Raw genomic sequence first — 14594 nt, forward strand, 5'->3', positions numbered from 1 at the left:
ATTGGTGCTATCATATGGTTCGGGGAGTTATATGGACGAAAACAATATAGATAATGTTACCGTTTGTGTTCGCGTTGAGTCGTTTAAGTCTAGTTGCATTACCGTATGCTATCTTAACGCTGGTAATCTTTGCTCTAGGTGCTTGGCCCTTGGATATTGTGCATCTCAGAGGGTATTCCTTGGTTCAGTTGTACCATTGTTTTCTATGCCGTGCTTAATACCGTGCAAGGTGGGTGATATCTTGCGAGTATCCATATCAAGGAAAGAATTTATATCTAGCCTTATGTTCTCACTTTTCCTGCCAACGCTGGTTTTTTTAATTGTTGCTATGTCAGCAGAGTTCTTTAATTTTAATGAAATACACGCTTTTTTGTTATCATGTTTTTCATTTTGTATATCCATAATTATTGCTCGCTTCTATTTTTCTCATTCTTGTTTGAAGTCTACACTTTCATGCGAAAAATTAGAACTATGAAAAAAGAATATGTACGCAACTTTTGTATTATCGCTCATATAGATCACGGTAAATCTACCCTTGCCGATCGGTTTATTCAAGAATGTGGCGCCCTTGATAAGAGAGAGATGTCAGAGCAAGTGCTAGATTCAATGGATCTGGAACGAGAGCGAGGTATAACGATAAAGGCGCAAACTGTTGCCCTAGATTACCGTGCCTCTAATGGTAGCCTGTATCGTTTAAATTTAATTGACACGCCAGGACATGTAGATTTCTCCTATGAAGTTTCCCGCAGTCTAAGCGCCTGTGAAGGGGCTTTATTGGTAGTTGATGCTAGCCAAGGTGTTGAAGCACAAACGGTAGCTAATTGTTACACCGCTTTGGATTTGGGCGTGGAAGTTTTTCCAGTACTTAACAAGATAGACCTGCCAGCAGCAGATCCTGACAAAGTGCGCATGAATATAGAAGATATTATAGGTCTTGATGCTTCTACTGCACCTGAATGTAGCGCAAAGACAGGGCAAGGTGTGGTCGAACTGTTAGAACATGTAATTCATATGATTCCTCCCCCAGCATATTGCGTAGATGAACCACTTAAAGCATTAGTTATAGATTCTTGGTTCGATAATTATGTGGGTGTTGTTGTACTAATTAGAGTATTTACTGGAGAAGTTGTATTAGGAGATAAGATACGCTTTATGTCTACAGAGGAGGAATTTTCTTGTGAGCAGATAGGTGTTTTTACCCCTACCGCACTTCCCCAAAAATCTTTGAGCTCTGGTGATGTGGGTTTCATTGTTGCCGGTATCAAAACGCTCAGCTCAGCTCGTGTCGGCGATACCGTAACTTTAGCCAATTGTCCCGCTTCTAGTCCTCTTCCAGGCTTCAAGGAGATTAAGTCGCAAGTATTCGCTGGATTTTATCCTATTGAATCCAATCAGTATGAGTTACTTCGAGAAGCACTTCAAAAACTCAAGCTCAACGATGCAGCAATTACCTTTGAACCGGAAGTTTCCAATGCTCTAGGTTCGGGATTCCGTTGTGGATTTTTGGGCCTGCTGCATATGGATGTTGTTCAGGAACGATTGGAGAGAGAATATGGTGCGCAGTTAATTTGTACAGCACCAACTGTTGTATACCAAGTGCTTACTAAGGGAGGGGAGCTGCTTCGTATAGATAATCCAGCACTTTTACCAGATCCTTCAAAGATTGTAGAAATTAGAGAACCCATTATAGAGTGCTTTATATTCGTTCCCGAGGAGTATGTTGGTTCAGTCATAACCTTGTGTAGCAAAAAACGAGGCGTGCAAAAGGATATGCAGTATCACGGACGGCAAGTAAAGATAGTTTATGACATGCCAAGTGCAGAAGTAGTTATGGATTTTTTTGATCGGCTGAAGTCAGTTAGTAGAGGCTATGCCTCGTTAGATTACGAATTTAGGGAATTTCGTGCAGCTGATGTAGTAAAAATGGATATCCTAATTAATGGTGATAAAGTTGATGCTCTGTCTACAATGGTTCATCGCGCTAATGCTCAGTACCGTGGACGTATATTGGCAGAGAAGCTGAGAAAAATTATACCAAGGCAAATGTTTGATATTGCAATACAGGCTGCTGTCGGTAGCAATATCGTAGCTAGAGAGAATGTTAAAGCCTTACGTAAAAATGTTTTGGCCAAATGCTATGGCGGTGACATTACCCGTAAGAAGAAACTACTCGAAAAACAAAAAGAAGGTAAAAAGCGCATGAAGCAAGTGGGCGCTGTTGAAATACCGCAAGAAGCATTTTTAGCTGTTTTAAGAACCGATGATACATCATCGCGCTGAGAAAGGAAAAATTTTGGAGAGTTTCGATTTTGTTTTAGTTCTTTTTTTATTGGTAGTTTTTTCAGGATTTTTGTTTGCGGTTAATTTTTTCTACGCATCCAAAAGACGCGCTCCTGGATCTCCTGACCCTTGGTGGATGGAATGGGGAGGTAGTTTTTTTCCAGTATTGCTAGCAGTATTTTTTATACGCTCCTTTTTGTTTGAGCCGTTTCGTATTCCATCTGGGTCAATGGTTCCAACTTTATTAGTCGGTGATTTTATTTTAGTTAATAAATTTACGTACGGTATTAGATTGCCATTAATAAACAAGAAGATATTTTCTATGGGTGAGCCCAGTAGAGGTGATGTGATAGTTTTTCGTTACCCGATAAATCCTAGAATAGACTATATCAAGCGGGTAATTGGTATACCAGGTGATGAGGTGGTATATAGTAATAAAAGATTGTTCATTAATAATGTACTGGTGTCGAAGGAAATGGCATCCGACTATATGAATCCGTCACAACTTACCTTTTCAAAGCGATATAAGGAAAATTTGTTAGGAGTAGTTCATGACGTTTTGAATGATCCAGGTAGAACAGGATTATTTACCAGGAAAGAAAGATTTTCGAACAGTCGTGACTGTAAGTTTGGCTTTACAGAAATTAAGTGTATTGTACCTAAAAATAGCTACTTTGTTATGGGTGATAACAGAGACAACAGTTCTGACAGTAGAGTTTGGGGATTTGTTCCAGAGGAGAACATTTTAGGAAGGGCATTTTTAATCTGGTTTCATGCTGGTAGCTTATTTCCTCCTATGGACATAGATTTGTCTCGAATTGGCCCATTCGTTTAGCTTGAGTATGTATATGAGGATTATATGGCGGCTGTGTCTGTTGATTTTGACGAATTGTCTGAGTCTTTTGGCTACTCTTTTCAGAATAAGGATTTAGTGCGATCTGCGCTTACTCATAGCTCACTTGGCAAGGATAACTATGAGCGGTTAGAGTTTTTGGGTGACAGTGTGGTTAATCTGGCAGCTGCAAGCTTGTTGTTTCATCGTTTTCCAGATTTGCGAGAGGGAGTTCTTTCACGGTTACGTGCGTCACTTGTTAAAAAAACCGCACTAACAGAGATGGCAAAGAGTATCAAATTGGAGCGACATGTTCGCTTGGCACAGTCAGGTAGTAAAAGTTGTAGGGGGGTGGTGCAGCCTTCTATTTTGTCAGATGTATTTGAAGCGCTTTTGGGGGTGGTTTTTTTGGAAGCTGGCTTTGAAAAGTCCTCAGAAGTTGCTACTTCCCTTTTGTCTACCCTACTTGATAAGCTTGATCCTGAATCTTCAAAAGACCCAAAAACCAAGCTACAGGAATTTTTGCAAGCACAACGTATAGATTTGCCAGAGTACGTGATTTTAAATACTTATGGCCTAGCACATCAGCAAACTTTTGAAGTAGCATGTCGTGTTCCGGCCCTCAATGTTGAGGGTATCGGTCACGGCAGGTCAAGACGGTTAGCAGAACAAGAGGCTGCTGCTATAGTTTTGACCTGTCTAGATTATCATGGTACGGAGTCTTAGTGGTGGTGCGCTGCGGTCAAATTGGTCTGGTCGGAAGACCTAATGTAGGTAAATCTACGTTGTTAAACTGCTTGCTTGGGTCAAAAGTATCTATTACCTCACGTAAGCCTCAGACAACGCGTCTGCGTACGCTTGGAATTCTTACTGAAAACGACTGCCAGTACGTATTTGTTGATACTCCAGGGTTTAATAAATCTCGCCGTAAGCGTTTGAGCCAGTGTATGTATAGCGCCCTGAAGTCAACTCTCATGGATGTAGATGTGGTGGTATGGGTAGTTGATGCAATGAATTGGAATGAGGTAGATGAAAGTTTCGCCCGTAGTCTACCATCATCTCCGTTAATTGTAGCTGTAAATAAGATAGATCTTGCTAAGAAGCCAAACTGTTTTTTGAAAGCCGAAATAGAGGAGAAAGTGCGGTCTGTTGCAGATCCAGCTTCTTTGTGTTGGGTTAGTGCTCGTCAAAAGCAAGGTACCGATGTTCTGTTATCTGATGTCTGTTCATTGCTTCCTCAGCAGGAGTTTATGTATCCCGAGGACATGCTAACTGATAAATCTGAGATTTTCTTGATATCTGAAGTAATTCGTGAAAAGGTCTTTCGTTGTTTGGGTGATGAATTGCCTTATGGTTCTGCAGTATTAGTAGAGTCTTTTGAAGATTGTGACAATGTTGTCAAAATTCGTGCCCTAATCTACGTAGAAAAAGAAAGGTATCGCAGAATTATCATAGGCAAGAATGGCTCTCTGATAAAGACTATAGGTATAGTGGCTAGGCAAGATATAGAGAATTTTCTTGGACGTAAGGTGTTCTTGAGTTTGTGGGTAAAAGTTAAGCTAGGTTGGTGTGATGATGTGCCGTGCCTACAGAAATTGGGACATGAAGTAATTGATTTGGGCGAGGGATGTCCAAAAGAACTGAGCTAGAACAAGAACCATGTTTTATACTACACCGTAGGTTCTATGCTGATGATTCTGTACTGTTGGATTGTCTAACCAGTAACTATGGGCGTATTAGTGTACTCGCAAGGGGTGCTAGGCGCGCCAATTCCGTTTTTGGACAATCTTTGGTTCCTTTTCAGCCATTATTTTTCGGAGCTTCAGGTGCCGGGTTGTTGCGACTTACATCAGTCGAGCATGTCAGGATATTTCCCTTTCTAACAGGTAGCAGGCTGTGGATTGCTCTGTACCTAAATGAACTTATTATGCGTCTTTTCCCAAAAGAAGATAATTGCCATGATATGTTCACCTTATATTGCAACACATTAGAAGAACTAATTTACGAAAAATCTACTTTTTTTGATTCCATATTAAGACGTTTCGAGATAGCATTTTTGGATATACTCGGTTACACCATAGATCTTCGTTCTGTCGATAATTCAAATAACGAGATTGTTCCAGATAATTTGTATGAATATGTTGTTGGAAGTGGGTTTTCGCGTTGTGGCAAAGATATTTCTAGAGGTGTTGTTATGTCTGGTAAGGCCATTATCGATTTATCTAACGGGATAGTTTCAGCAGACAACGCTTGCGAAGTACGCAGGCTTATGCGATACGTTATAGATTACCACCTTGATGGGTATACACTAAAGACCAGGAGTATACTACAGGTACTGTCTAAGAGGTAATTTACTGATGTCACGTAAGCCACGTTTGGGAATTAACATAGATCACGTTGCTACCATTCGGCAGCTGCGACGAGGAAGTGTTCCAGACCCCGTTTATGCTGCACTTGTGGCCGAAGAAAATGGCGCTGACCAGATTACCTGCCATCTGCGAGAAGATCGGCGCCATATTCATGAGAGAGATATTTTGTCATTGAGAAGCTCGATTAAAACTCTACTTAATATAGAGTCTTCATTGTCTGATGATATATTGTCTTTTGTACTAGAAGTATCTCCAAACAGCATATGCCTGGTACCAGAACGTAGAGAAGAACTTACTACTGAAGGTGGTTTGGATGTCATTTCGAATGAGATTAAATTGGCATCAGTTATTCCACTTTTTATACAAAAAAGCATTAAAGTTTCGCTTTTTGTTGACCCAGATATTTCTCAAATTAGGGCAGCAGCTGATTTGGGCGCAAATAGCGTTGAGCTACATACAGGGTGCTATGCCAACTCCTTGACACCTAGGGAGCGTGATCTGTCTATGCAGCAGCTGTTTTTGGCAGGAAAATATGCAGTAGAACTTGGTCTGGGAGTTCATGCCGGTCATGGGCTTGATTATGGGAATGTTTTGCCTATCCTGTCTATACCAGGAATTTCTGAGCTTAATATAGGCTATGCGGTTATAGTTCGTTCATTGGATATTGGTTGGGCACACGCTGTAGCAAAGATGAAGAGTTTAATTACTTAAGGATATTAATGATTGTCGGTGTTGGTACGGATCTAGTTTCTGTAGACCGTGTAAATCGTCTTTGGTTGCGTTATCGTGACCGTTTTTGCAGCAAAGTTTTGAATCATGCTGATTACCAATGGGTTAGCAATTCTGTGCCTCAAAATGGCATAGCTAAGAGCTTTGCTGCTAAGGAAGCTTTGTCTAAGGCTATGGGTATGGGACGTAGATATCCTCTAACCTGGAGTAACATAGCTGTGCTTAGAGATTGTTATGGCAAGCCATTTTTTGCATTTAGTGAGCCCTTGTTGACTTATATGGCTGATTATCGTATCCATCTGTCTTTGTCAGATGATATAGGCTATGTATTGGCTTTTGTTGTTGCCGAAAAATAGTACAAGTTCATACTTGTTGGGGAAAGCGATGTTGGAGTCCGATTTGGGTCCTATTGTTGTAAGCTTTGAAGGGACTAGTCTAAATGAATCAATTAGTAGGCGTTTGTGTAATCCAGCAGTATGCGGAGTAATTCTTTTTACTCGCAATTTTGAGGATATGGATCAGCTAGTGCTCTTGGTTAAAGAGATTAAATCGCTGCGATTTCCGCAATTGCTGGTTACTGTTGATCACGAAGGTGGTCGTGTTCAGCGCTTTAAAACTAAAGGTTGGACCTTAATTCCATCTGCTCGCGATGTAGGTGAGCTATATGATGCTAATCCGGAAGAGGCATTACTTCTTGCTACAGATTTGGGAATAATTGTTGGCTACGAGCTGGGTAAAGTAGGAGTAGATTTGACTTATTCCCCAGTTTTAGATTTGGACTATCACGTAAACGATGTTATAGGTGATCGTGCTTTTCACAGAGATCCAGATGTTGTAACCGCACTTGCTGGGAGTTTTATCGATGGGGTGTCAGCCTCTGGCGTTCGTTGTGTTGGTAAACACTACCCTACACATGGATATGTTCATGAAGATAGCCACTTTGTGCAGCCAGTCGACCATCGAGAACTAAAAGAACTAGAGGAAGATCTGCGTCCGTATCTTAATCTGCGGTATCGCTTATCTGGGGTTATGACCTGTTGGGTGTCATTTCCTAAAGTTGATCATTGGCCATCTTGTTTATCATCTGTTTGGATAGATTATCTACGGCGCGATATTGATTTTCGTCAGTGTATCATTAGTGATGATCTGTTTATGCAAGGAGGTGAGGTCGTAGAAGATGTTAGGGATAGACTCTACCGTGCTATCAGTGCTGGCTGCGATATCGTGTGCGTTTGTGATGTTCTTAAGGATACCCCAAGCATAGATTCTTTCCTTGAGTCAATAGATATTTCGAACTTTCCAGATTGCCAAAGACAAGTTGATTCTTTGCGTGCTAATGATGTTGACCTTGCTAAAGTTGAGCCTCGTTATCGCGCGGCTAAAGTTCATTTATCAGAGTTTGTAAATGCACGGTTGTTGCCAAGTCTGTCGTGACTACTACGAATATTAAGAACATATTACTCTCTTTGCCTGCATCTCCAGGGATATATCGTTTTTGGGGAAGGAATAAAGAAATTTTGTATGTGGGCAAGGCCCGTAATTTAAAAAAAAGAGTGTCTTCGTATTTTTTAAAGGGCAACAAAGGTCCTAGGATAGCAAAGCTTATTGAAAAAATAGATGATATTAGTGTAACAGTTACTTCCTCAGAAGTAGAAGCTCTTTTGCTAGAAATTAACCTTATTAAATCCCTTAAACCACGATTTAATGTTGTATTTCGTGATGATAAAACCTATCCATATATTGTTTTTTCAGATCATAAATATCCACGCATAATGACCTATAGAGGTAAGATGCCTCCGTCAACTGAGAGCCATTTTGGGCCATATACTGATGCCGGATCTGTTCGTAAGAGCATTCAGATTTTGCAAAAGATTTTTCGATTAAGGACATGTGATGATTACGTTTTTGGTAATCGTAAAAGGCCGTGCTTGCTATATCAAATAGGGCACTGCTCAGCACCATGTGTAGGAAAAGTAAGCGAATCTTCTTATCGCGAGGATGTTGTTCGCGCTCGTCTATTTTTATCAGGCAAGCGTAGCTACATTATGTCAGCATTAGATGAAGAAATGCAGCTTTGTTCTGATAAATTGCTGTTTGAGAGAGCGGCACAAATAAGAGATCAAATTATTGCCCTACAAAAAATGATAGAAGTACAACATGTTGTTAGTGATAACCATGATAATTTAGACATAATTGATGGTTTATTTTCTAATGATTATTCCTTATTTGTTATAAACGTGATGAATGTGAGAGATGGACATATCATTGATCACAAAGATTATGTGTTGCAAAATGAAAATTTTATAGACTGTGATGTTAGCGAATTGATAATTCGTTTTGTCATAGAACACTACGGGGTTGTATCACCCCCAGAATTTGTGATTTTACCGTCAGTTGTTAGTTTGGAGTTGGTTAGCAATGCGTTAAATAAATGTGGGCTTACTTGCCGTGCTATAGCACCTGATAAAGTTCATATTGGACTTGTTAGCTTAGTTAAAGATAATCTTAGTAACTCTATTGATAGATGTTTGTTTCATCGTGATGTTAGGCTTTCTCGTTGGCGTGCTGTATGTAAACTAATGAATATTTACGAAGATTGTGCACGTGTTGAGTGTTTTGATATTAGCCATATTCACGGTAGTAACACAGTTGGAGTTTGCGTTGTGTGGCAGGGAAATGGTTTTCTGAGATCGGAGTTTAGGAGATACGATGTTAAAGGTGTAACTCCTGGAGATGATCCTGCATCTATGTACCAAGTTGTTAATAAGCACTATAGTAACGTCTTAAGGAGGAGCGGTATTCAGCCCGATATGATTATTATTGACGGTGGAGTAGAACAGCTGAAGGCAGCTTGTCGTGCTATTTCAGAACTGCAACTATCCATACCTATAGTAGCACTTTCAAAGGGTCGTTCGCGTAAAGTTGGACAAGAGACTTTGTATTTTTCAGATGGCAGGGAACCTTTGAAGATGAGTGTGTCAGATGAATCACTTCTCTTTTTGGCTGAGGTACGTGATGAGTCTCACCGTTATGCTGTCTCTTCACATAGATCTCGTCGTATAAAGAAGAACTTTAACTCAGTTTTAGATGGTATAAAGGGAGTTGGCCCTAAGAGACGTCAGTTGCTATTAAATCGTTTTGGTAGCGTTCGTGCTATGGCTGATCTTAACCCCGACACTTTAGCTACAGTTTCTGGTATAAGTTTTGAGTTGGCATTAAGAATATATGAATCTCTGAAAACAATTAGGTGATTTATGATGACATTTCCTAATTTTTTGACTCTTTTTAGGATGGTTTTAATCCCATTTTTCGTAATTTGTTACTGCTTTCAATGGCATAGTGACTTTACTCGGGATATTGCAGCAACAACCATCTTTGCTATTGCTGCTATAACGGACGCTTTTGATGGCTATTTTGCACGAATTCTTAATCAAAGTTCACGTTTGGGATCATTTCTAGATCCAGTTGCGGATAAGCTGTTGGTTGTTTCTGCGCTTTGTGTATTGCTGCATTTAGGGCGATTGCCAACTTGGATGGTTATAGTAATGATAGGACGTGAGATTACTGTGTCTGCTTTGCGTGAGTGGATGGCAATAGTAGGACAAAGTAAGAGTGTGGCTGTTTGTATGTTGGGCAAGCTAAAAACAGTTTCTCAGCTAAGTGCTATTCCGTTAGCTCTTGCTAATTTGAGGCTATATTTTATTGATACCCTCCTAATAGGACAGTTTTTAATGCTTGTGGCGGTTGTTATGACTCTTATATCTATGACCATTTATATGTGTGCCGCCTGGCCCTATTTAGAAAAGTAATCATACCTATATCTTATGCAAAACAGTGCAAGGTGTATCAGCTTTTATTATCTTATAATACTCACTAGAAATTAAGGCTGTTAAGCTAAGACTATGTAGCTTTTTATCAGAAAAGTACTGTGGTATTTTTATATATGCTATGTAGATTAATGAGTAATTATTTGTGAGCATATTAATAATCATATTTTTACCACAATCATTTTATCTGTAATTTTTAGTACATTTTCTGACATGCGTATCCAGGTTTAGGTGTGTCTTATATAGTCAGATAGCATATATTTGTTTTTATTATTAAAAGAGATTAGATATATTTATTTTTCCTAGCAGTACTATGTGTAGTGTAGTTACTATTTATAAGTCTGTATCAGTATTAGGATGAAGGTTATACTATATGTATGGTACCTGTTACTACAGTACTATAATACTTTGGGAATGAAAAATTTTTATATGTTATGTTTTTGTATAAGTAATACATTAACACCAATTATAGAAATATTGTTTTCTTACTGATTGTTACATATAAAGTAATCAATAAACTATATTAGTACTAGCCGTGGTGATTAATATCATCGTAATAGAGCATGTTTACATAAATTGGTGAGTGATACATATAAACATATTTGAAGTTTTTCATTTATATAAACTACGAATTAACTATTATTTTTACTACAAATATATACTCATTTTATTGTCTGTGTAGTTAACATTTGCCTATAGGTATAACGTTGATACTTTTTAGAATTAAGGCACTAAATTTATATTCATAGTGCATGTGTTTTACATATTTTATGCTATAGAATTACTCGTAATTTTATAGATTTTTTTATCATTGGTACCTAGTGATAGGTTGTTCGTAAATTAACTTATTTCCTATTGTTAATATATTATATAAATTTACATTGATATTGGACGTAAGTCGTAATGTAGTAATTACTTATCATTAGTTGCTGCATCTTCTCTGGATGAACAACAATATTATTACTTATATTGTGCCAAGTATATTTTGACAGGGAGACATTGTTCATGTCATTTAATGTTAATAGCAGTACTTTTTATGTTTATGACGGCAGTGCTAGCTCAGGAAGTGTTGGTTCCTGTAACAATGGAGAGCAGACTAATTGCAGCACTTATAATACTGATACTGCAAGTACTAGTTGTGGTGGTTTACAAGAACTTGGCATAAACACGGCTGATTTGTCAAGTTGTGAGGAAGTTGGTAATGCTGTAAATTTAACATCTTCTACAACTTCTTCGTCTGTAATTACTAATAGAGGTGATTCTTTATCTATAAAACGGCAAGATTTAATTGGGAATACATTTGGACCTGATGTTTTGCAAGGATGTTCTTTATCTTCTTATTTGCATTTATTATTAGGTGCTAATAATGTTGTAACCAATGCAGAGCACAACATGCCAACATCAGGTAATGTTTCTCAGCATCATGAGAATAATACTTCACTTAGTTTGCGTAATAATTGCCATACTCCTGTTGTAAATACTTGTTCTAATCAATTATCTACCTTAATTAGTAGTTCAGCTTCTAAGCCGGAATCTTCTACTGTATCTAGGCATAAATCTTCTTCAGGTACTGTAAGGGAGTCTTTATTAAAGAAGTTGGAACAAAGAAGAACCGCGAAAATGCTGTCTAAAAGTTCATTAGTGCCCATACAAAGCTCTTCAGGTTCTGTTAACACGGACTCAAGAGTAGTACGAGTCTGCGCGAATAAGACTACATCTGGTAATAGAACTTCAATCCCTAAGATATTAAGGGAATCTATATCTGATGAGTGTAATTTTATTGATCATTTGGAAATTTATCTTAGTAAGCAAATAACCGTTTGTTCTTATATAGATGAATGTAACAGAAATTCTGATACTGTAGACTTAAGGTCTTCTATTATTAACTTTGTTAAGCTTGACAGTTGTGTGTTGGAAAAAGCTAAAATGGATGAAGTTCATCTGATACATGCTGATTTGTCGTACTCCTCCCTTTTAGAAGCATCCGTATCTAATGCCAATCTGAGATTTGCCGATTTATCCTCAAGCAATGCTAATTATTCTAAGTTTGAAGGTTCCAATATGGAATATTCTGATCTGAGCAGATCTAAATTTTGTGGTTCAGTACTAAGAGGATCTAATCTTAAGTTTGCTTGCTTGTGTCGAGCAGACTTATACAAAGCGGACTTACAGCTAGCTAAATTAGATAATGCTGACATGAGATTATCTGACTTGAGATTGGTTAATGCGTTAGGAGCATCTTTAACAAACGCTAATTTAACAGGTGTAAATCTTGTTAAGTCAGATCTAAGATATGCTTCTTTTGAAAGGGCAAATTTAACATATGCTAGTTTATCTTATGCAAATCTTGAGCTAACAAATTTACGTAACTCTATTGCTGTAGGTGCATGTTTTAATAGTGCCCATTTGAATTATGCCAATTTAGAATCAGCTAATCTATGTAATGCTAAGTTCATTTTTGCCAGATTACGCTTCGCCAACTTAATATCTGCTAACTTAGAAAAATCAAATTTTACAAAAGCTAATCTAGTATATGCAAAACTTAGAACAGCAAATTTACACTGTATTGATGCTTCAGGAGCAGATTTATCGAATGCTGATTTGCGTGAGGCATACTGTGTATCAGCTAATTTGAGTGAATCTATATTACGTTGTACTAATTTAGAGCGATCCAGGTTAATGAATGCTAACTTAGAAAAAGCAATTCTTACTGGTGCTATTGTTAGCAGCTCTAATTTAGCTGGAGCTAATTTAACTGATGCTAATTTAACCGATGCTGATTTAACTGGTACTAACTTAATCGATGCTAATTTAACTAGAGCAGATTTAACTGGAGTAGATTTGACCGGAGCAAATTTGACTGGAGCAAATTTGACTGGAGCAAAATTAACCGGAGCTAATTTAGTTAATGCTATTTTAGATAATAATAATCCAGTTGAACCCAATATAGATATTTATGATCTAGCTGATAATTCAATCTATGTTGATTTGGATGATATTAATCCCTCAAATTTTAATTTGGAAAATATTGATTCATGCAATTCATCTGTACACACTAGTGGTAATGTTCATGGGACATATAGTGCTGATATTGCTGCCGACAAATCGGGTGAGGATAAATTTGAATCAATTTTAGCTGTTTTAAGATCCACTAATAAATATGGTATTAATTCTAATGAGGGCGCTAGTTTGATAAGAAAAAAGAGATCTAGTCTCAACGAAGCTATATCTATTAATATTATGGGTAAAAAAAGTTTAAGCATGAGAAATGTACGTCTGGATGGATTAAATTTATCTGGTTTGTATTTTTGCTTTGCTGACTTCAAGGGCGCTAGCTTTAATAATTCAATATTGGTCAATACTAAGCTGGTATCTACAAATTTAGAGGGTTCTTCTATAATGTTTTCCAACATGTTTGGAGCTAGATTGAATAAATCTAATTTAAGAAATACTAATTTGTCTTGTTCTACTATGCATTTGGTTAATTTAGTTGGTGCCTCTTTAGTTGATTCGGTATTACACAAAGTTGATCTAATGGGGAGTAATTTAATTTCTGCTAACTTTGAAAGAGCTGATTTAAGTAATTCCCGCATGATGGGAGTAAATTTAAAATGGGCCGTTTTAGATAGAGCTAATTTATCTTATGTAGATCTTAGATTTTCTTGTATTGAGAATGCTAATTTAAGTTTTTCTTTGTTATCTAATGCTGATCTAAGAGGTTCATATATGTCTTGTGCCGTTATTACAGGGGCTATTATGAGATCTTCTAATTTGGAGGGAGTTAATCTTCAAAGATCATGCCTAATTGGTACTAATTTTAGTAATGCTAATTTGAGTAATTCCAATTTGGATGGTTCTCACTTAAACAATGCTATTCTTACAGGAGCTAACTTGATTAATGCTAGTTTGGTAGGTGCAAATTTGGAGAGTGCAAATTTGGAGAATGCAAATTTGGAGAATGCTAATTTAAGAGGCGCCAATTTAAAAGATGCCAATTTAACGGGTGCTATTTTAAATGGCTCTAGTTGGGAGGGTGCCGTCCTTTAAGCGTTTAACTTGAGTAGTAATACCAACTTGATTGATATAAAATTTGGAATCTTCTGAGTCTCAGTGTGGTCATGTATGTATGTATAATGATAATGTTGATCGGTGCGTTTTTATAAATAAGGTTTTCTCAATTTGCAAAGTAGGATTGGATGTGAGTGTTAGCTATGCAAAAATTAATGGCTTGTAATATAAAAATAATTAGGTTGCATTTTAATTTTCATATGTTGATAGTTCTTTTTTAATTTTTGTCATTGACATTGTAGATTCTAATCTTCATAATCCCCAACTGTGATGTCTGTTACCGGTTTTTGAGATCTTTAAAAAAGAGAGTAAGCAGTTAATAGTTGTGAGCGGGTTAGGAGAGGTTCGCGATAAGCGGGCTGAGTTTGTTAAGAAATAAGATATAACTAAAGAGTTTGATCCTGGCTCAGATTGAACGCTGGCGGCATGCTTTACACATGCAAGTCGAACGGCAGCACGTTTTAGGCAACTAAGATGGTGGCGAGTGGC

12 protein-coding genes and 1 rRNA gene are annotated in these 14594 nt (G+C 37.7%); all 13 read left to right on the forward strand.

Translation table 11 applies throughout. The annotated features are described in order from the left end of the window. Nucleotides 1-31 precede the first annotated feature (31 nt). Nucleotides 32-475 carry a SoxR reducing system RseC family protein gene (locus A6733_RS03215; protein WP_092460410.1) on the forward strand — a complete coding sequence of 148 codons (444 nt, stop codon included), beginning with the start codon at nt 32-34 and terminating at the stop codon, nt 473-475. Next, entirely contained in the window at nt 472-2280 is a 1809-nt protein-coding gene (gene lepA, locus A6733_RS03220) for a translation elongation factor 4 (RefSeq protein WP_092402558.1), read from the forward strand. Before A6733_RS03215 ends, lepA begins: the two co-directional genes overlap by 4 nt. A 13-nt stretch (nt 2281-2293) precedes the next feature. Continuing rightward, a complete protein-coding gene (gene lepB / locus A6733_RS03225) occupies nt 2294-3115 on the forward strand; it encodes a signal peptidase I (RefSeq protein ID WP_242641484.1) in 822 nt (273 codons plus the stop codon). Nucleotides 3116-3139: 24 nt separating this feature from the next. Continuing rightward, entirely contained in the window at nt 3140-3838 is a 699-nt protein-coding gene (rnc, locus tag A6733_RS03230; RefSeq protein ID WP_092402554.1) for a ribonuclease III, read from the forward strand. Continuing rightward, a complete protein-coding gene (gene era, locus A6733_RS03235) occupies nt 3838-4761 on the forward strand; it encodes a GTPase Era (protein WP_175330543.1) in 924 nt (307 codons plus the stop codon). The genes rnc and era overlap by 1 nt, the downstream gene beginning before the upstream one ends. After that, entirely contained in the window at nt 4740-5462 is a 723-nt protein-coding gene (gene recO / locus A6733_RS03240; RefSeq protein ID WP_092402550.1) for a DNA repair protein RecO, read from the forward strand. The genes era and recO overlap by 22 nt, the downstream gene beginning before the upstream one ends. Before the next feature lie 7 nt (nt 5463-5469). Next, nucleotides 5470-6192, forward strand: a complete 723-nt coding sequence (locus tag A6733_RS03245; RefSeq protein WP_092402548.1) for a pyridoxine 5'-phosphate synthase — start codon at nt 5470-5472, stop codon at nt 6190-6192. 8 nt (nt 6193-6200) lie between these two features. Beyond that, nucleotides 6201-6566, forward strand: a complete 366-nt coding sequence (gene acpS, locus A6733_RS03250; RefSeq protein ID WP_092402545.1) for a holo-ACP synthase — start codon at nt 6201-6203, stop codon at nt 6564-6566. Between the two features lie 28 nt (nt 6567-6594). After that, nucleotides 6595-7644 (forward strand): beta-N-acetylhexosaminidase, encoded by a 1050-nt coding sequence (gene nagZ, locus A6733_RS03255; RefSeq protein WP_175330542.1) that lies wholly within the window; start codon nt 6595-6597, stop codon nt 7642-7644. Then, entirely contained in the window at nt 7641-9461 is a 1821-nt protein-coding gene (gene uvrC / locus A6733_RS03260; RefSeq protein ID WP_175330541.1) for an excinuclease ABC subunit UvrC, read from the forward strand. The genes nagZ and uvrC overlap by 4 nt, the downstream gene beginning before the upstream one ends. Nucleotides 9462-9464: 3 nt before the next feature. Beyond that, nucleotides 9465-10019: a CDP-diacylglycerol--glycerol-3-phosphate 3-phosphatidyltransferase gene (gene pgsA, locus A6733_RS03265; protein ID WP_092402539.1), complete on the forward strand. Its 555-nt coding sequence runs from the start codon at nt 9465-9467 to the stop codon at nt 10017-10019. Between the two features lie 1023 nt (nt 10020-11042). Beyond that, a complete protein-coding gene (locus tag A6733_RS03270; protein WP_092402537.1) occupies nt 11043-14084 on the forward strand; it encodes a pentapeptide repeat-containing protein in 3042 nt (1013 codons plus the stop codon). Nucleotides 14085-14488: 404 nt separating this feature from the next. Next, nucleotides 14489-14594: ribosomal RNA gene (locus tag A6733_RS03275) — 16S ribosomal RNA — on the forward strand; the annotation flags it as partial.

This window comes from Candidatus Ichthyocystis sparus (assembly GCF_900078745.1).
Classification (GTDB): Bacteria; Pseudomonadota; Gammaproteobacteria; order Burkholderiales; family 2013Ark19i; genus Ichthyocystis; species Ichthyocystis sparus.

What these genes read in the sequence shown, in the direction of transcription:
- A6733_RS03215 (WP_092460410.1), top strand. Translation starts at nt 32, where the DNA reads ATGGACGAAAACAATATAGATAATGTTACCGTTTGTGTTCGCGTTGAG.
- nagZ (WP_175330542.1), top strand. Translation starts at nt 6,595, where the DNA reads ATGTTGGAGTCCGATTTGGGTCCTATTGTTGTAAGCTTTGAAGGGACT.
- pgsA (WP_092402539.1), top strand. Translation starts at nt 9,465, where the DNA reads ATGATGACATTTCCTAATTTTTTGACTCTTTTTAGGATGGTTTTAATC.
- lepA (WP_092402558.1), top strand. Translation starts at nt 472, where the DNA reads ATGAAAAAAGAATATGTACGCAACTTTTGTATTATCGCTCATATAGAT.
- A6733_RS03270 (WP_092402537.1), top strand. Translation starts at nt 11,043, where the DNA reads ATGTCATTTAATGTTAATAGCAGTACTTTTTATGTTTATGACGGCAGT.
- recO (WP_092402550.1), top strand. Translation starts at nt 4,740, where the DNA reads ATGTCCAAAAGAACTGAGCTAGAACAAGAACCATGTTTTATACTACAC.
- A6733_RS03245 (WP_092402548.1), top strand. Translation starts at nt 5,470, where the DNA reads ATGTCACGTAAGCCACGTTTGGGAATTAACATAGATCACGTTGCTACC.
- acpS (WP_092402545.1), top strand. Translation starts at nt 6,201, where the DNA reads ATGATTGTCGGTGTTGGTACGGATCTAGTTTCTGTAGACCGTGTAAAT.
- rnc (WP_092402554.1), top strand. Translation starts at nt 3,140, where the DNA reads ATGGCGGCTGTGTCTGTTGATTTTGACGAATTGTCTGAGTCTTTTGGC.